This window comes from Streptomyces scabiei 87.22 (assembly GCF_000091305.1).
Classification (GTDB): domain Bacteria; phylum Actinomycetota; class Actinomycetes; order Streptomycetales; family Streptomycetaceae; genus Streptomyces; species Streptomyces scabiei.
In genome coordinates this window covers 9,298,538-9,317,523 of the sequence record NC_013929.1, presented here as the reverse complement: position 1 = coordinate 9,317,523, position 18,986 = coordinate 9,298,538, and the positions used below count along the sequence as shown (strand labels likewise).

Here is an 18,986-nt window from a genome sequence, read left to right as displayed (position 1 = left end):
GCGGACGAAGCAGGTGACGAAGAGGCTGACGAGGACGACGGCGTTCGGGTCATGAGCGTTCTTCTCCCAGTGCTGTTCAGGACTCGATGCCTTCGCGGGCCATCCGGACCAGTTCCGCCACATCCATGGCGTCGATCAGTTCTTCCTCGGCGGCCAGTTCCTCCGCGTCGGCCGCGGGATCCGGTCCGTCGGGGACGGTGTCGTCTGCCCCGTCCGGGAAGAGTTCGGCCCGTAGCCGTCCGGCCAGTGCGGCGGGGGTCGGATGGTCGAAGACGACCGTCGCGGACAGCCGTAGTCCGGTCGCCCTCCCGAGCCGGTTGCGCAGTTCCACGGCGCTGAGGGAGTCGGCGCCGAGTTCCTTGAAGCTCCGGCGCGCGTCGACCGTCTCCGCGCGGTCGTAGTTCAGGACGGCTGCGGCCTCGGTCCGCACCAGGGCGAGCAGCTGCTTCTCCCGGGCGGCGGCGTCGAGTTCGACGAGCCGGGCCACGAGCCGGGCGCCCGGCGCTTCGCCGGATGTGCTCGGGCCGGAGCCCGCCGCTTCGCGGACGCGTGCCGGGACGAGCCCGCGCAGCAACGGCGGTACGCCGGTCCCGGCGGCCCGCAGCGCGGCGGTGTCGAGGGCGAGCGGCACCGAGCAGGCGTCGCCGGAAGCCAGTGCGGCGTCGAGGAGGCGCAGGCCCTGACCGGGAGTGAGCGCGTGGATGCCCGCGCGGGCGAACCGGCGGCGGTCGGTCTCGCCGAGCCCGGCGGCCATGCCGCCCTCCGCCCACGGGCCCCAGGCCAGCGAGGTGGCCACGAGACCGCCGGCCCGCCGATGCTGTGCCAGGGCGTCCAGGTAGGTGTTGGCCGCCGCGTAGTTGGCCTGTCCCGCGCCGCCGAGCAGGCCCTGCACGGAGGAGAAGAGGACGAAGGCGGTGAGGTCGAGATCGCGTGTGAGGTCGCTGAGGTGCCGGGCGGCGTCCGCCTTCGGTCGGAGGACCGCTTCGAGGCTCTCGGGAGTGAGGGCGTCGAAGACACGGTCGTCCAGGACACCGGCGGCGTGGACGACGGCCGTCAGCGGACGGTCGGCGGGGACGGTGGCGAGCAGGGCCGCGAGCGCCGCACGGTCGGCGACGTCGCAGGCGGCGAGGGTGGCACTGGCCCCCAACTCGCGCAGGTCCTGGCGCAGTTCGACGGCACCAGGGGCGGCGTCGCCGCGTCGGCCGACGAGCAGCAGATCGCGTACGCCGTGCTCGGTGACCAGGTGGCGGGCCACGGCGGCGCCCAGGGCGCCGGTCGCGCCGGTGATCAGTACGGTGCCGTCCGCCGGCCACGGCCCGTCACCGGGCACGGAGGGCTCGGGCGTCGTGGCACGTGTCATGCGGGGGACGAGAACGCGCCCGGCACGGACGGCGAGTTGGGCTTCGCCCGAGGCTTCCGCGGCCGCGAGGGCCGCCGCCATGACCCGCCGCGAGGCGGGTTCGTCGTCAAGGTCGAGCAGGGTGATCCGGTCGGGGTGCTCGGTCTGTGCCGAGCGGACGAGCCCCCAGACAGCGCTGTGCACGAGGTCGGACACGTCCTCGTCGGGCCCCGCGGCGACCGCGCCCCGGGTGACGACGACCAGACGGGAGGCGGCGAAACGCTCGTCGGCCAGCCAGTCCTGGGCCAGGGCCAGCGCACGCCCGGCGGCCCGTGCCACGTCCGTACCGTCCGGGGAGGAGCCGGTCAGCGGTGCCAGGACGACGGCCGGGACGTCCGCCGTACGGTCGATGTCCTCGGCGAGCGCCGGAAGATCGGGATGGGTGCGGACCTCAGCGCCTGCGGCCGTCGGCGTTTCGGCCATGCGGGCCGCGTCGGCCGCGTCGCCGACGACCGCCCACCGCTCGGGGATCGCGCCGGGTCCCGGACCGGCGATGCCGGGCAGCACGGTCCACTCCACCCGGTACAGCGGGTCGCGTCCCCCGCTCTGTGCCGCGCGGAGTCGCTCGGCGGAGACCGGCCGCCGCGACAGCGCGCCCACCGACGCCACCGTACGACCCGCCGCGTCGGCGAACGCGAGGGTGACCGTGTCGGGCCCGGCGGGTGCCAGCCGGACGCGTGCCGCGGTGGCCCCGGCCGTGTCCAGGCACACCCCGCTCCACGCGAAGGGCAGCCGGGTCCCGTCGCCGCCGGGCAGCGCGCCCAGTTCGATGGCGTGCAGTGCGGCGTCGAGCAGCGCGGGGTGCAGTCCGTACCCGGCCGCGGCGGTGGCCTGTTCCTCGGGGAGGGCCAGTTCGGCGAAGACCTCCGTGCCTCGTCGCCACGCGGCACGCAGCCCGCGGAAGGCGGGGCCGTAGCCGAAGCCCTGCGCGGCGAGCGCGTCGTACCACTCGGTCAGGTCCACCGCTTCGGCGTCGGGCGGCCAGTTCGCGAAGTGGTCGGCGTCGGCCGCCGCCCCGGCGGCCGGGGCGAGCACCCCTACGGCATGCAGCGTCCAGTCGCCACCGTCGGTCTCGCCGTTCTCCTGGTCGCGGCCCGGGGCCGCCGCCGGCCGGGTGTGCACGGTGACGGACCGCCGCCCGTCGGATTCGGCCCCCGCCACCTGGACCTGGAGCTCGACGGCCCCTTCGTCCGGGAGTAGTAGCGGCGCCTGCAGGGTCAGCTCCTCCAGCAGGTCGCAGCCGGTGCGGCGGGCGGCGTGCAGGGCCAGTTCCACCAGGCCCGCGCCGGGGAAGAGGACGCTGCCGAGGACGGTGTGGTCGGCGAGCCAGGGATGGGTGTCCAGGGACAGCCGCCCGGTGAGGACCAGCGTGTCGGAGCCCGCGGGTCGCACCGCGGCACCGAGGAGGGGATGCCCGCCGGTACCGAGCCCGAGCGCGGGAGCGTCCCCGGCGGTGACCGGTCCGGCGCTCGCCCAGTAGCGCCTGCGCTGGAAGGCGTACGTGGGCAGGTCGACGCGGGAGGCGCCCGTGCCGGTGAACACCGCCGCCCAGTCGGGGCCGACGCCTCGGACGTGGAGCCGGGCGACTGCCTCCGCGAGGGTCCGCTCCTCGGGGTGGTCACGCCGCAGCAGGGGGACGAACTCCACCTGGGCGTCCTCGGCCTCGTCGTCGGGGAGACAGTCGCGGCCCATGGCGGTCAGGACGGCGTCCGGTCCGATCTCGACGAACGTCGTCACTCCGTCCGCCCGCAGAGCGCGTACGACATCGGCGAACCGCACCGTCTCCCGGACGTGGCGCGCCCAGTAGTCCGCGTCGGCCGGGCTGCCGTCGGCCGGCCCGGTGACGGGCTGTGCCGTCATGTCCGACAGCAGCGGCACTGCGGGCGCCGACAGGCCGAGCCCCTGGGCCACCCGACGGAACTCCTCCAGCATGGGATCCATGCGGGGCGAGTGGAAGGCGTGGCTGACCCGCAGTCGCCTGGTCCTGCGACCGCGCGCCGCCAGTTCGTCGGCGATCTCGGCGACCGCGTCCTCGTCGCCGGAGAGTACGCAGGAGAGCGGGCCGTTGACGGCGGCGATCGCCACCCGTGTCTCCCGGCCGCGCAGCAGTTCGGCGACCTCCTCCTCAGGCGCCCGGACCGAGACCATCGCGCCGCCCTCGGGCAGCTCCTCCATGAGACGGCCGCGCTCGGCGACCAGAGTCACCGCGTCCGGCAGCGACAGCATCCCGACGGCGTGAGCCGCCGCCAGTTCGCCGACCGAGTGCCCGGCCACGCGGTCCGGCCGTATTCCGAGGTGTTCGACGAGCCGGAAGAGGGCCACCTCGACGGCGAACAGCCCGGCCTGGGTGAACACGGTCCGGTCCAGCAGGGCGGCGTCCGGGGAGTCCGCCCCGGCGAGGACGACATCGCGCAGCGGCCGTCCGAGGCGGTCGCCGAACGCCTCGAAGACCTCGTCCAGTGCCTCGGCGAACACGGGGAAACGCACGTGGAGTTCACGTCCCATGCCGACGCGCTGGCTGCCCTGCCCGGTGAAGAGGAACGCCGTCTTCCCGCCGGTCGGTACGCCGTACGGCACACGGGACGGCGGGTCGCCGTCCGCGAGCGCCGCCAGATCCCCGAGCATCCGGTCCGGGTCGTCGCCGACCAGCACCGCCCGGTGCTCCAGCGCGGCGCGCGTGGTGGCCAGCGAGAAACCCACGTCGGCAAGGTCCGCCCGGGGCGTCGCGCGCAGGTGCTCACGCAGCCGCCGCGCCTGCGCGCGCAGTGCCTGCTCGGTGCGGCCGGACAACGGCCACAGGACCGTTCCGGGCGACGGCTCGGGGGGCGCTTCCGGTTCCGGAGCGGGGGTCGCTTCCGGTTCGGGGGTGGTGGTCGCTTCCCGTTCGGGGGTGGGGGGCGCTTCCTCCAGGACGAGGTGGGCATTGGTGCCACTGATCCCGAACGAGGACACCCCCGCCCGACGCGGACGCCCCGCAACCGGCTCCCACTCCCGCTGCTCGGTCAGCAACTCGACGCCACCCGACGCCCAGTCCACCAACGGCGTCGGCTCATCCACATGCAACGTCTTCGGCAACGCACGCCGCTGCAGCGCCATCACCATCTTGATCACACCAGCCACACCCGCAGCCGCCTGCGCATGCCCGATGTTCGACTTCAACGACCCCAACCAGAGCGGTCGTTCGGCCGACCGCTCCCGACCGTACGTCGCCAGCAACGCCTGCGCCTCGATCGGATCACCCAACCGAGTCCCCGTCCCATGCGCCTCCACCACATCCACATCAGCAGCACCCACACCCGCCGACGACAACGCCGCCCGAATCACCCGCTCCTGCGCCCGACCACTCGGCGCCGTCAACCCATTACTCGCACCGTCCTGATTGACCGCACTCCCCCGCACCACCGCCAACACCCGATGACCAAGGCGACGCGCATCCGACAACCGCTCCAACACCAGCAGCCCCACCCCCTCCGCCCAACCCGTCCCACCCGCAGACGCAGCGAACGACCGACACCGCCCATCCACCGACAACCCACGCTGCCGCGAAAACTCCACAAACGTCCCCGGCGACGACATCACCGTCACCCCACCCGCCAACGCCAGCGAACACTCCCCCGCCCGCAACGCCGACACCGCCAGATGCACCGCCACCAACGACGACGAACACGCCGTATCCACCGTCACCGCAGGACCCTCAAGCCCCAACGAAAACGCCACCCGACCCGACAACACGCTCGCGGCACCACCGGTCAGCCGACGCCCCTCGGAGGAGTCGGGCAGCCTGACGCCGCTGTCGGAGTCCCGGAAGGTGAAGGTGCCGGCGAAGACGCCGGTGCGGCTGCCCCGCAGCGCATGCGGATCGATACCCGCCCCCTCAACCGCCTCCCACGACGTCTCCAACAACAACCGCTGCTGCGGATCCATCGCCAACGCCTCACGCGGCGAGATCCCGAAGAACTCCGCATCGAACTCCGCCGCATCATGCAAAAACCCGCCATGCCGCGTGTACGACGTCCCCGGCCGATCCGGATCCGGATCGAACAACCCCTCCACATCCCAACCCCGGTCCACCGGAAACCCCGACACACCGTCCCGACCCTCAACCACCAACTCCCACAACCCCGCAGGCGACACCACCCCACCCGGCAACCGACACGCCATCCCCACCACCGCCACCGCCTCCCCCACACCCGCCTGGGTGAGGGCCTCCTGGCCCGGCGTGTCGTCGTCCGGTGTGCCGTCACCGGCCGCGTTCCGTACGTACCGGATCAGGGCCTCGGGTGTCGGGTGGTCGTAGATCAGGGTGCTGGGCTGGCGTGTGCCGGTCGATCTGCTGAGGAGGTCGCTCAGTTCGACGCCCATGAGGGAGCTGAAACCGAGTTCCTTGAAGGTGGTGCCGATCGGCACGGAGTCGGGCGAGTCGTGGCCGAGGACGTGGGCCACGTGTGCGCGCACCAGCTCCGCCGGTGCGGGCCGGCGGTCGCCGGGGGCGGCCGGGGATGCCAAGTCGGTCTCCGGCGACGGGAGTTCCGGGGCGGCCGGGCCCTGCGGGAGCGATGTGCCGGGGGAGCCGAGCCAGTAGCGCTGCCGTTGGAAGGCGTAGGTGGGCAGGGCGACGCGGCGCGCTCGGGAGGAGGCGAAGAGCTGGTCCAGGGTCCCGGTGGCGCCGCCCACGTGGAGCTCCGCGAGTGCCGAGTAGAGAGTGGCCGCCTCGTCGCGGTCCCTCCGCACGGCGGGGACGAAGAGCTGGTCCGCGCCGTCGGGCGCGCAGTCGCGGGCCATGGTGGAGAGCACCGCGTCCGGCCCGATCTCCAGGTGGAGGACGATGCCGCAGGCGTGCAGGGTCCTGACCCCGTCGAGGAAGCGGACCGCGCCGCGGGCGTGGCGGACCCAGTGGTCGGGAGAGCGGAGTTCGTCCTCGGTGGCGGTCCGGCCGGTCAGGTTGGAGACCACGGCGAGGTGCGGTGTGCGGTAGGTGAGACTCTCGGCGACCTGGCGGAACTCGTCGAGCATGCCGTCCATGTGGGGTGAGTGGAAGGCGTGGCTCACCCGCAGTCGTCCGGTCCTGCGGCCGCGGTCGCGCCAGCGTCCGGCGAGGCGGAGCACGGCGCCCTCGTCGCCGGAGAGCACGGTCGAGGCGGGTCCGTTGAACGCGGCCACGGCGACCTGGCCGGCGAAACCGGCCAGGTCGGAGCGGAGTTCCTCCTCGGACGCCTGGACCGACACCATGGCGCCGCCACCCGGCAGTTCGTCCATCAGACGGCCTCGGGCCGCGACGAGCGCGCAGGCGTCCGGCAGGTCCAGTACGCCGGCCGCGTGTGCCGCGACCAGTTCGCCGACGGAGTGGCCCAGTACGGCGTCCGGAGTCAGACCCCAGTGTTCGAGCAGCCGGTAGAGCGCGGTCTCGAAGGCGAAGAGCGCCGGCTGGGTGTAGCCGGTCCGGTCTAGCAGGGCCGCGTCGGGGGTGCCGGCGCTGTCGAGGACCAGGTCCCGCAGCGGCCGGTCGAGGTGGCGGTCCATCTCCTCGCACGCCGCGTCGAAGGCGTCCGCGAAGACGGGGAAGGCGGCGTGCAGCGCCGCGCCCATGCCGGGCCGCTGGCTGCCCTGCCCGGTGAACAGGAACGCGAGGCCGCCCTCGCGTGCGGTGCCCTCCACGAGGCGCGGCGCGGGGCGGCCCTCGGCCAGGGCCGCGATCGACGCGAGGAGGTCGTCGCGATCGGTGGCGAGCGCGACCGCGCGTCGCGCGAAGTGGGTACGGGTCGTGGCGCAGGAGTACGCGATCTCGCCGGTCCCGAGCTCGGGGCGGTCGGCGAGATGGCCGAGCAGGCGTGCCGCCTGGGCGCGCAGGGCGGGCTCGTCGCGCCCGGAGAGGGCGACGGGGGCGGGCAGCGGGACGTACGACGGTTCTGGGACCGCGGGCGTGCCCCGGCCGTACCAGTCCGACAGCACCAGATGGCAGTTGGTGCCGCCCATGCCGAAGGAGCTCACGCCCGCGGTCCTCGGCAGGTCGTCGTGGGGCCAGGGCGCGAGTTCTCGCTGGACCGTCAGATTCAGGCGGTCCAAGGGCACCGAGGGGGGCGGGGCGGTGAAGTTGAGGCTGGGCGGAAGGGCCTGGTACTCGATGGACAGGATGACCTTGAGCAGGCCCACGACACCGGCGGCGGCCTCCAGGTGGCCCACGTTGGTCTTGGCGGAGCCGACGGCCAGGGGCCTGCCGGGCGTCCTCGCGGTGCCGAGGGCAGCGCCGAGTGCCGCGGCCTCGACGGGGTCGCCGGCCTTCGTCCCGGTGCCGTGCAGTTCGACGTACTGCACCTGGTCGGGGCGTGTCCCGGCGCGCCGGTGGGCGAGCCGGATGACCTCGCGCTGGGCGCTCTCGTCGGGAACGGTCAGCCCGGAGGAGGCGTTGCCGGCGTTGTTCACCGCGCCGCCGAGGATGAGGCAGCGGATGCGGTCCTCGTCGGCCATGGCCCGGTCGAGGGTCTTGAGGACGACCAGGGCTCCGCCCTCGCCGCGTACATAGCCGTTGGCGCGTTCGTCGAAGGTGTGGCATCGCCCGTCCGGCGAGAGGGCGCCTGAGCCGGCGGCGACGAGCGCGCCGTCCAGGGCGAGGTTGAGGTTGACGCCGCCGGCCAGGGCGGCCGTGCAGTCGCCCGCGCGCAGACTCTCGCAGGCCAGTTGGACGGCGACCAGGGAGGAGGACTGTCCGCTGTCGACGGTCTGGCTCGGCCCCCGCAGGTCGAGGGCGTGCGAGAGCCGGTTGGCGATCATGGTGCGTTGGGTGCCGACGGCCGTGTGGCGGGTGATGCCGGCGGCGCCCAGGCGGGCGCGCAGGGTCGCGTAGTCGTCGGTGGCGGCGCCGACGAAGACCGCGGTCGGGCTGTCGGCCAGGGTGCCGGGGACGATGCCGGCGTGTTCCAGGGCCTCCCAGCCGAGTTCCAGCACCAGGCGCTGCTGGGGGTCCATGGCGGTGGCCTCGCGCGGGGAGATCCCGAAGAAGGAGGCGTCGAAGAGGTCGGCCCGGTCGAGGAAACCGCCCCACCGCACGCGCTCGGCGTCCGGTGCCGCCCCGGCCGACGTGATCGCGTCGGCGTCCCAGCGGTCGGACGGCGCCTCGGTGATGGCATGCCGGCCCGTCGCGAGCAGCCGCCAGAACGTCTCCGGATCGGGCGCGCCGGGCAGCCGGCAGGAGTATCCGACGACCGCAATCGGCATGCCGGGATCACCGTCGTCCTTATTTGGCATTTCTTCCATTTCCGGCTTCCCGGCCATCCGGGCAAGAGGAATTACTCGGGCCACGCAAGAACTCTGACAGTCCCGCATAGCGTTTCGATAGCGCGGCCCGCGACACCCGACGGTGGCTGGAAAGAGTCAGACGACTCTTTCCGCTGGGGCGGGCGATGGGTACGGTAGCTGCGCATCAGTGGTCTCGAAGGCCTTGTCGCGCAGTTGGCACACTGAGAGCACCAGGTCCTGTTCACGCCTTTTCGTTCGAGATACACGGGAGTCGGCCATGACATTGGGCCTTCTGTTCGGCGGCGGAGTCGGCGCGGATGTGCACGGTCCGGAGATGTACAGGGCCCATCCCGTGATGCGGGACCTGTACGAGCAGGTCTCGGGGTGGACGGGTCTCACGGTGGGTCAGATCCTGGAGGAGGAGCTGCCGGAGCCCCAGGAGGAGCGGGAGAGCGCCGGGACGATCCGCGAGGCGGCACTCGCCCTCGGCGTCCACGACGTACTGGCGGAACGCGGGCTGAGCCCGGCGGTGCTGGGCGGGCTGAGCCTCGGCGCCCTGACGGCGAGCTGCCTGGCGGGCTCGATCGGGCGGCGGGAACTGTTCGAGATGCTGGCGCACGCCCGTCACACACCCGAACTGTCCGCAGAGGAGCCGGAGCAGGGCCTCGCGCTGGCATTGGCGCCGGCCGAGGGCGACCTGATGGCGGCGTACCGGGGCGAGGGCCGGGCCGGGGTGCATCTGTCCGGGGACCTGGGGCCGACGGCCGACGGGGCGATGCGGATCCTGATGCTGTCGGGCGAGCGGAAGGCACTGGACACGCTGACGGCCGCTCTTCCGCCGGGCACCGTCGCCCCCTTGCCGGACCGGCCGATCGCCGTGCACTCGCCGCTGCGCGGTCACTTCCGCGCGTTCATGGCGCCTTACATCGACGCGATGCCGTTCAAGGCGCCCGAACTGCCGCTGGCCTCCTGCCTGGAGCGCAAGACCCTGACCACGGCGGAGGATGTACGGGATCTGTTCGACCGGAACGCCACGGACCCGATCAGCCTGGTGGACGTCGGCGACGAGATGAAGGACCAGGGCGTGCGCCTCGGCCTCGTCATGGGCGGCTCGATCCCGGACGGCATCCTCAGGTTCCCGTTCCCGGTGGTGCACGTCGACAAGCCGGAGCACATCCAGCAGGTGCTGACCAGTGTGTACGAGTTCGGCATAGACGTTTCGCCGGCGCCGGCCCGGTGAGCGCGGCGGCCGACGTGTCGCCCGCCGTGCGGGGCGCGGAGCGCGACACGCTGATCGAAGACTGGCTCGAAACCGACCTCGACGCGTGGACACGGAAGGTGGTGGCGCGACACTTCCACCCGGAGACATGCAGCGCGTACGGCTGCGGTGCTCCGCCCGACTCGACGTCGACGCGCGGGACATCACCCGCTATGGGCAGCTCACGGTGTTCGGCCCGTTTCCGGTGGACGTCCTGCGCTCCCTGGACCCGGCGGACCCGCTGCCGCTCGACGTGCCGCGCCCGCCGACCGACCGCGCCCGGGACACCGGCGGCACGACCGGCACGACCCTCGTCGGCATGGACCCGCGCCGGGTCGAGCGACTCGTCCGGACCTGCCGACCGGCGGACGCCGCCGGGTACAGCACCCCGTCTGCCGGGGGTGCGGCTGCGTGTCACGCAGTCGAGCCCGGACACGTACCGGGACGTCGAGGCCGCGATGGACGACGGCATCCGCGGTCGCGGCTACGGCAACACCTTCGGCCACGCGGCGGGCCCGCCCGGCCGAGCGGAACGCCGAACTCACGCCGTATGTTCCGATTTACCCGCAGACGACAATGAATGCCGTACGCAAAGAGGACTGGTCAACGGCGGTGGAATACGGCACCGTAGGACAGGTTCGACCGGCCGTGCCGCACGAAGACCCGCCCCTCCCCGACATCCTCGAACGCGACCAGGCACCGCGTTTACGACACCGGCTCGAAATGACCGTCCGACGGAGTCGCGAATGTCACTCCGCTGCAGACTGCTTCGTCGGCTCCCCAGGGGCTCTACTAAGACCCTGCAAAGAAACCCGAGGCCTCCGGCAATCTACTCGTGAGTTCACGAATAGAATTCCGACGTGCTGCAAAGAGTACACGCATGATACTGATCGACCGCAAAGACGAACTGTCCGCATTACGCGAATTCCTTGCGGACAGCCGCCACGGCAATGGACACGTCGTCCTCGTCAGCGGCTCCGTAGGCATCGGCAAGTCTGAGTTGCTCTATGCCTTTGCCGAGGAGGCGTCCTCGACCGGTTCCGAGGTCCTGCGAGCCGTCGGCCGGGAAGAGGAGCGCGACGTCCCGTTCGGTATCGTCCATCAACTCGTCCGGGACATTTCGCTGCCCGCTCCGCTCCGTGCGCAGATGACCGTCCTGGAGGACAGCTTCGCCTCCGGTCATCCGCCCGCCCGTCATGAGTCGGCCACCCTGCAGGCCCATGTCGCGCGCAGCCTGTGCCGTGCGCTGCTGGACGCGGCCGGGGCGGGCGGCCTGCTGCTCTGCGTCGACGACGTCCAACACGCCGACTCCGCTTCCCTGAGCTGTCTGCTGCAACTGCTCCCGCACACGAGATCCGCCCCTGTGATGCTGGTGTTCAGCCGCCCGGACAGTGCCCGCCACGGTCTGCCGCTGTTGAGCACCGAACTGCTCCGCCATCCCTTCTACCGGCGTGTCCGGTTGGCTCCCCTGTCCCCGGAGGGCACGACCGAGCTCACGACGAAGGCCCTGGGCACGGAGGAAGCACAGGCCCTCGGCCCCGTCTACCACTCCCTCAGCGGAGGCAATCCCCTGCTCGTCCACGCCCTGCTGAGGGACCACCGCGACAGGCAGGCGGACGGTGACGGCGACGCCGGGTCCGAAGTCCCGCCCGCGGGAGAGGAGTTCGCACAGGCGGTGCTCGCCTGTCTGCACGGCCGGGAGCCGGACGTCCTCGGCGTGGCCCGCACGATGGCGTTACTGGACTCCTGCTCCTCCCCCGACCGCATAGGCCGCCTGCTCCGGCTCGGTCCTTCCTCGGTGGCGAACGCGCTGCGGCACATGGAGGCCGCCGGGCTCGTCGCCGGCCACCGTTTCCGTCATCCGGCGGCACGGTCGGCCGTCCTGGACGACTTCCCCTGGGGCCTGCTCCGGCGACAGCGACTGGACGTCGCGGAGTTACTCCACCACGAAGGACTTCCGACCCCCACGGTCGCCCGGCATCTCGTCGCCGTTCGACACGTGCCACCCGGCTGGGCCGTTCCCGTGCTGATGGACGCCTCCGAGCAGGCGCGCCGAAGCGGCGACGTCGGCTTCGCCCTGGAGTGCCTGGAACTGGCGCTGTCCGGCTCCGACGACGCGCGGGAGCAGGCGCTCACGACGATGATGCTCGTGCGGCTGGAGTGGCAGCTGAACCCCTCCATGGTGACTCCCCGTCTGGGGCCGCTGTGCGACGCGCTGCTGACGGGCGTCCTGCCCGCCCGTCTGACCGTCCCGCTCTCCCGCGCCCTGCTGTGGCACGGGCGCTTCGACGAGGCCGCCGAGGTGATCCGCGCGCTGGGCCCGAAGGTCCCGGGCCCGCACGGCCAGGTCACGGAAACCAGGGAGTGGCTGCGGAACCGCTACCCCGTGATGGTGCCTCTCCTCCCCGCCGAGGACGGCCCGGGCATCCGCGACAGCCGGGAACCCGCGGCCGCCAGGCCCCTCCTGCTCGCCGAGACCGTCCTCGGCTCGACACTGCGCAACGGCGGCGACGAGTCCAGCGCCAGGAGCGCCGAACAGGTGCTGCGCTCCTGCCCTCTGGACGACACCAGTCTGTACGCGCTGGAGTCCGCGCTGCTCGCGCTCGTCTACGCGGACCGGCTCGGCCAGGCCTCCGTCTGGTCGGCCAAGCTCCTGCAGGAGGCGACCGCCCGGCAGGCGCCCACCTGGCAGGCGAAGCTCACCGCGATCCGCGCCGAACTGGCCCTGCGACAGGGCGATCTGCCCGAGGCCTGCGCCCTCGCCCGCTCCGCCATGACCCACCTGTCGCCCCGCAGTTGGGGAGTCGCCGTCGGTGCGCCGCTGAGCACGCTCGTCCTGGCCGCCACCGCCATGGGGGCGGACGACGTCACCGAGGAGTACCTGCGGCACTCGGTACCGGAGGCGATCTCCGAGTCACGGTACGGCCTGCAGTATCTCTACGCCCGGGGCCATCACCACCTGGCCGCGGGCCGGGTGCACGCGGCCCTGGACGACTTTCTGCGGTGCGGCGACCAGGCCCGCGCCTGGGACATGGATCTGCCCGCCTTCCTGCCCTGGCGCAGCGGCGCGGCGGCCGCGCATCTGCGCCTCGGGCAGCGGGACCAGGTCCGCCGGCTCGCGGATGCGGAGCTGGCCCGCCCCGGCAGTGCCAAATCCCGCAGTCGCGGCGTCGCCATGTGCCTGCTCGCCGAGATCGCCGAACCGCGACGCCGGGCGAGCCTGCTGCTGGAGGCGGTCGGTGTCTTACGGCTCACCGGGGACAGGCTGGAACTGGCCCGGGCACTGGCGGCGTTGAGTTCCGCGCAGCGCGCGATCGGGGAGGCGGAACTGGCACGGCGCGCGCTGTACCAGGCGCTGCACCTGGCCGATGTGTGCGGCGCCGAACGTCTGCAGCCCTCCCAGTCGCCGCGCGGCAGGGAGGGGGCACCGCCCGACCCGGTCACCCTTCCGCGCGACCCCCTCAGCGCGGCGGAGCGACGGGTCGCGTCCCTGGCCGCCCTGGGCAACTCCAACCGCGAGATCGCCGACCAGCTGTGCGTCACCATCAGCACGGTGGAACAGCACCTGACCCGCGTCTACCGCAAGCTCAACGTCACCAGGCGCGCGGAACTCCCCAGAGAGTTCAAAGCCCTGGCCGTCGGATCCATCTGAGAGACCGCGCCGCCGTTCCTGACGGGCGCCGCCCAGTGTCGCGGCGCCCCCTTACGCCCGTCGCGGCGCATCACCACGGCGCCTGCGGTCGACCCGTCACCCGGCCCCTGGCCCGCTGCCGGGGCATCGATCGTCTTCGGCCGGCAACACAAGGCGTCGAGCGGCAGCAGCGTCTCATGGACCGGGCCGCACCGTGGCAGGACAGACTGCGGGACGGCACGGTGCCGGTCAGGCTCGGTGACGGCTCCACCCGCGCCGACAAGGCGTACGGCTCCCACGCAGATCGCGGCGTCTGCCGGCTCGGTCGACTCCACTTGTGGCAGCCACTGGTCGGCGTACGAGGCCCCTCGAAGGAGCACATCGGGGACGACCGGCGCGAGATGACCGTCGTCGTGGGCGTGGAGCGCTTCGACACATCCGCGACCACCCCGCATCGACGTGGTCGCGCATGTCTTCGAACGAGGGGAACCGGCCGCGTGCGAGGAAAACGTGCACCACGCCGGCTCGAGCCACCGGACGATTGCCGCCCCACGCTGAACCCGCCCGCGGCCGCCACGAGACACCGTTCAGACATCGGACCCGCCGACAACGAGAGCGACGAGGTCCGCGCCCTGGCCGGCCCAGAAGACTGCAACCGCATCGAGTGCCCCACCCATGAGCGGTTCCCACGCACCCGCGACCGACTTCTCTGCGCAGGACACATCAAGATCACGTGTGTCAGATCAACTCGACTTCTCAGAGGCCGATCCGGGATTGCGTGAGAGCGTTGTCCAGAGCGTCCCCGACGGTGCCGATCGAGGCGTCGATGCCGGCCTCCGGATGGTGCACGGCGAACGCGAAGGACGTGTACTGCAATCGGTCCCTGGCACGCCTGGGAACGCTCGGGCACGTGACCTTCGCCGCCGCAAGGTCGATACTTCCAGCGGAGGCGCGCCCGTCGGCATCCGCTCGACCGCTACCACTGTGAATACCTGACGGGTCGTCACCGGAATCGACGTCAAGTCAGCATCGGTACCGCCGGAGCCCGCCTACGACAGCCACCGACCGCCAAGATCAACAATTTGACCAAACCTGCACTGAACAGCAGGAACTCAGGTAAGCAGCTTGTCAGATAACGTCTACAGGAGGCACCAGTGAAGATGCTCATCAACGTCGCGGAGAGCGTTGTCGCCGACGCGTTGCGGGGCATGGCGGCCGCGCACCCGGAGTTGACCGTGGACGTGGAGAACCGGGTGGTGGTGCGGCGGGACGCGCCGGTGGCCGGGAGGGTGGGGCTGGTCTCCGGGGGCGGCTCGGGACACGAACCGTTGCACGGCGGTTTCGTGGGGCCGGGGATGCTGTCGGCGGCGTGTCCCGGTGAGGTGTTCACCTCGCCCGTGCCGGACCAGATGGTGCGGGCGGCGGCCGCCGTGGACAGCGGGGCCGGAGTGCTGTTCATCGTGAAGAACTACACCGGCGACGTCCTCAACTTCGACATGGCCGCCGAGCTCGCCGAGGACGAGGGCATCCAGATCGCCAAGGTGCTCGTCGACGACGACGTGGCCGTCACCGACAGCCTCTACACCGCCGGGCGGCGCGGCACCGGCGCGACCCTGTTCGTGGAGAAGATCGCGGGGGCCGCCGCCGAGGAGGGCCAGCCGCTGGAGCGGGTCGAGGCACTGGCCCGGCAGGTCAACGAGAACTCCCGCAGTTTCGGAGTGGCCCTCAGCGCCTGCTCCACACCGGCCAAGGGCAGCCCCACCTTCGATCTCCCCGCCGGGGAACTGGAGTTGGGCGTGGGCATCCACGGCGAGCCGGGACGCGAACGGCGCGCGATGATGACCTCGCGCGAGATCGCCGACTTCGCGGTGAACGCGATCCTCGACGACATGAGCCCGCGCAACCCGGTTCTGCTGCTGGTCAACGGCATGGGTGCCACTCCGCTGCTGGAGCTGTACGGCTTCAACGCGGAGGTGCAGCGCGTGCTCGTCGAACGCGGGGTGGCCGTGGCCCGCACCCTCGTCGGCAACTACGTCACCTCGCTCGACATGGCCGGCGCCTCGGTGACGCTGTGCCAGGTCGACGAGGAGCTGCTGCGGCTGTACGACGCGCCGGTGCGGACACCGGGGCTGCGCTGGGGCGTGTGAGGGAATGCGAGGCCGCCCGGCCCGGGCGGCGGCCCGCCCCATGCCTCACCGTCAGTCAACTCACGTACCACGCAAGGAGATTCCGTGCTCGACGCCGATTTCTTCCGTCGTTGGATGACGGCCACCGCGGCCTCGGTGGACCGTGAGGCCGATCGGCTCACGGCGCTCGACTCGCCGATCGGGGACGCCGACCACGGCAGCAACCTGCGCCGCGGGTTCACCGCCGTGGTGGCCGTCCTGGAGAAGGACGCGCCCGACACACCGGGCGCCGTCCTCGTGCTGGCCGGACGGCAGCTGATCTCGACCGTCGGCGGTGCCTCCGGCCCGCTGTACGGCACCCTGCTGCGCCGCACCGGCAAGGCACTCGGCGAGGCGGGTGAGGTGAGCGAGGCCCAGCTGGCGGACGCGCTGCGGGCCGGGGTCGACGCGGTGCGGGCGCTGGGCGGGGCCGCGCCCGGCGACAAGACCATGGTGGACGCGCTGGTCCCGGCGGTCGACGCGCTCGCCGAGTCGTTCGGCGCGGCACGGGCCGCCGCCGAGGCGGGGGCGGCGGCGACCACGCCGTTGCAGGCCCGCAAGGGCCGGGCCAGCTATCTGGGTGAGCGGAGCATCGGCCATCAGGACCCCGGTGCCACGTCCGCCGCGCTGCTGATCGCCGCGCTCGCCGCCACGGCCGGGACCCCGGAGGCCACCGATGTCTGACGCCGGGCAGGTCGGCATCGTGCTGGTGTCGCACAGCGCCGCCGTCGCCGCCTCGGTCGCCGAGCTGGCGCGGGGGCTGGCCGGCGCGGGTGCCGACGTGCCGGTCGCACCGGCCGGCGGCACCGGGGACGGCGGCCTGGGGACCAGCGCCGAGCGCATCTCGGAGGCGGCCGCCTCCGTCGACCGGGGCGCGGGGGTCGCGGTCCTCGTCGATCTCGGGAGCGCGGTGCTCACCGTGAAGGCCCTGCTCGCCGAGGGCGACGAACTTCCCGCGGACACCCTGCTGGTCGACGCCCCGTTCGTGGAGGGCGCGGTCGCCGCGGTCGTGACGGCCTCGACGGGCGCGGACCTCGCGGCGGTGGCGGCCGCGGCCTCGGAGGCGTACACGTACCGCAAGCAGTGAACCTCCGGGGAATCCGGCGCACGGTCCGGGGCCCGCCACCGCTCGGTGGCGGGCCCCGGACCGTACCGGTCCGGCCTCGGACCGTGCCGGTCAGTTCGCGGCCCCGCCCCGCATCGCCGGCCCCCTGCGCAGTGCCGGTTCTCCGACCCACGCCCGCGCCAGCTTCTCCCCCAGGCGGACCGCCGCGTCGTGGTCCTCGATCGGGGTGACCCTGGAGTCCTCGAAGAGGATGTAGGTGACGCCGGACGCGGTGCCGCCGGTGCGCGGGTCGGGCCGGATGCCGAGCGCCTTCGCCGTGGCGTACGAGGCCTCGCCGATGATGTTCCGGGGCCCGGTGTCGCCGACGACGGCGTACTGGACGCGGTCCTTGTACACGACGGCGGCGACCGAACCGCCCCTGATGCCGTGGACCCGGTGGTCCCAGATCCGGCTCGCGACCGGAACGACCACGAAGGGCAGGCTCTCGGAGCGCAGGTACCGGCCGTCGGACTGGAGGAACGACGTGGTGGGCTGGAACCACGGGTCGGTGTCGCTGTTGCAGTGCGGGCTCGGCCGGCCGTCGCAGTCGATGTCCATGTCGGCCTTCCAGAACACCGCGCCGTCGACACCGCACACCGGGATGGCGGCCGGGGTGCCCGCGTCACTGCTGTAGAGCCCCTCGGACACCCGGACGCAGCCACGCGCCTTGGCCAGCAGCCGGGCGGCGGTCACCTCGCCCTCCCGGTGCACGGGACGCTGCGGGTGGGCCAGGGCGGGCAGGCCGACGGGAGCCAGCAGTACGGCGCCGACGGCGGCCAGCGTCAACGAGCGGAGACGCACGATGAGGACCCTCTCCTGGGGGACATGACGGACACTCACCCAAAGGTGGTGGGGGGCGGAGAGGTCGGCCACCGGGAGGGGGCCGGACGGATCACGGCGCGCCGTGCAGGGGTGCGCGGCCGAGGGCCAGGGCCCCGATTCGGTCCCGGCCGCTCGGCCGCTCTCGTCGGCGCGGGATCGGCGACGACAGCGGCCCGCGCCGTGCGACGCGAACATGCCTGGAAATCAGGCGAGTTCACGCCGTGCCAGGTCACCAGCATACGTATCCGTCCGCCGTGCCCGCACCGCGGCCACAGTCGGCCGAGCTGGACACGGGCGACGGTCGACCCGCTCCGCACCCACCTCTTGATGTGGCCGCGCCAGTCATGCCATACATGAGTCAGGTACAGACCAATCCCGTCGCGGCTCGACGACCGAGGGGGCAGGATCGTGCGACGCTCCGGCTCACTGCTCTCCGGCGCGCTGCTCCTCGTGTCGGGCTGCGCGATCGAGGAGGCCCCCGGTCTGCGCCCGCCGCCGGCTCCGCCCGGCGTCACCGCCGAGGCGGGCAGTGCCACCAGCGTGCACGTCATGTGGAACCGGGCGCCCGGCGACGCGCGCATCGCCGGGTACGTGGTCTACCGGGACCGCACCGAGGTGAAGGACGTGCCGGGCGGCGCGCACATGGCCGACATCACCCGGCTGCGGCCCTCCACCGGTTACGTGTTCACGGTCCGGGCCCGCGACGCCGCCGGGAACCTGGGCCCGCCCAGTGCGGAGGTCCGGGCCACGACGCCCGCCGCCGGGACGGCAGACCGGCGCTCCCCCACCCGTCCGCAGCGCCTCGACGGCAGGACGGTCGGGAGCAGGGCGGTCCAGCTGTCCTGGGGGCCGTCGACGGACGACCGTGCCGTGGTGTCGTACGACATCCTCCAGGGCGGTTCGCGGATCCACAGCGTGGGCGGGCAGCAGACGGCGGCCGTGGTCACGGGCCTGCGGCCCGGCACCCGGTACTCCTTCACCGTGCGGGCGCGGGACGCGGCGGACAACCTCTCTCCCGTGAGCCGGACGGTGCGGCTCGGCACCGCGCCGGGGGCGGACGACGGGCGGGGCACCGCCCCCACCGGGTTCCGCGCGGGCACCCGCCGGGCCGACGGGGCGTACTCCATCGAGCTGTCGTGGCGGCCGCCGCGCGTCGACGGGGTGATCACGGAGTACGAGATCCAGCTCGACGGACGCCCGGCGACCACACTCGTCTGGGGCGGGACCCCGCCCCGGGGCCGGGCCGCCCACAGTTTCTACGCGGGCCGGGAGTCCGGAGTGTCGTACCGGGTGCGGATCCGCGCGAAACTCCCGGACGGGACCTGGGGCGGCTTCTCACCCGAGCGGACGGTGACCACCGGCGGCTGAGCCGG

At 72.8% G+C, this 18,986-nt stretch carries 8 protein-coding genes; 6 read left to right on the top strand and 2 right to left on the bottom strand.

The genetic code is table 11. The features are described from left to right. Nucleotides 1-76 precede the first annotated feature (76 nt). Nucleotides 77-8,611 carry a type I polyketide synthase gene (locus SCAB_RS40110; RefSeq protein ID WP_041670164.1) on the bottom strand — a complete coding sequence of 2,845 codons (8,535 nt, stop codon included), beginning with the start codon at nt 8,609-8,611 and terminating at the stop codon, nt 77-79. 298 nt (nt 8,612-8,909) lie between these two features. Between SCAB_RS40110 and SCAB_RS40105 the strand changes: the two genes are divergently transcribed. From SCAB_RS40105 to dhaM, 5 genes are all read left to right on the top strand, one after another. After that, entirely contained in the window at nt 8,910-9,872 is a 963-nt protein-coding gene (locus SCAB_RS40105; protein ID WP_013005775.1) for a malonyl transferase, read from the top strand. A gap of 898 nt (nt 9,873-10,770) precedes the next feature. Next, entirely contained in the window at nt 10,771-13,542 is a 2,772-nt protein-coding gene (locus SCAB_RS49140; RefSeq protein WP_013005774.1) for an ATP-binding protein, read from the top strand. Between the two features lie 1,133 nt (nt 13,543-14,675). Further along, the gene (dhaK, locus tag SCAB_RS40090; RefSeq protein ID WP_013005772.1) at nt 14,676-15,668 is read left to right on the top strand and encodes a dihydroxyacetone kinase subunit DhaK; all 993 of its coding nucleotides are present in this window, start codon (nt 14,676-14,678) and stop codon (nt 15,666-15,668) included. Nucleotides 15,669-15,752: 84 nt separating this feature from the next. Continuing rightward, nucleotides 15,753-16,370 carry a dihydroxyacetone kinase subunit DhaL gene (dhaL, locus tag SCAB_RS40085; RefSeq protein ID WP_013005771.1) on the top strand — a complete coding sequence of 206 codons (618 nt, stop codon included), beginning with the start codon at nt 15,753-15,755 and terminating at the stop codon, nt 16,368-16,370. Further along, entirely contained in the window at nt 16,363-16,773 is a 411-nt protein-coding gene (gene dhaM / locus SCAB_RS40080; RefSeq protein ID WP_013005770.1) for a dihydroxyacetone kinase phosphoryl donor subunit DhaM, read from the top strand. The genes dhaL and dhaM overlap by 8 nt, the downstream gene beginning before the upstream one ends. Nucleotides 16,774-16,863: 90 nt before the next feature. Here dhaM and SCAB_RS40075 read toward each other — a convergent pair whose 3' ends face one another. After that, nucleotides 16,864-17,592: a glycoside hydrolase family 75 protein gene (locus SCAB_RS40075; protein ID WP_037728678.1), complete on the bottom strand. Its 729-nt coding sequence runs from the start codon at nt 17,590-17,592 to the stop codon at nt 16,864-16,866. A gap of 429 nt (nt 17,593-18,021) precedes the next feature. Here SCAB_RS40075 and SCAB_RS40070 point away from each other — a divergent pair, with 429 nt between their 5' ends. Then, nucleotides 18,022-18,981: a fibronectin type III domain-containing protein gene (locus SCAB_RS40070; protein WP_013005768.1), complete on the top strand. Its 960-nt coding sequence runs from the start codon at nt 18,022-18,024 to the stop codon at nt 18,979-18,981. The last annotated feature ends 5 nt before the right edge of the window (nt 18,982-18,986 follow it).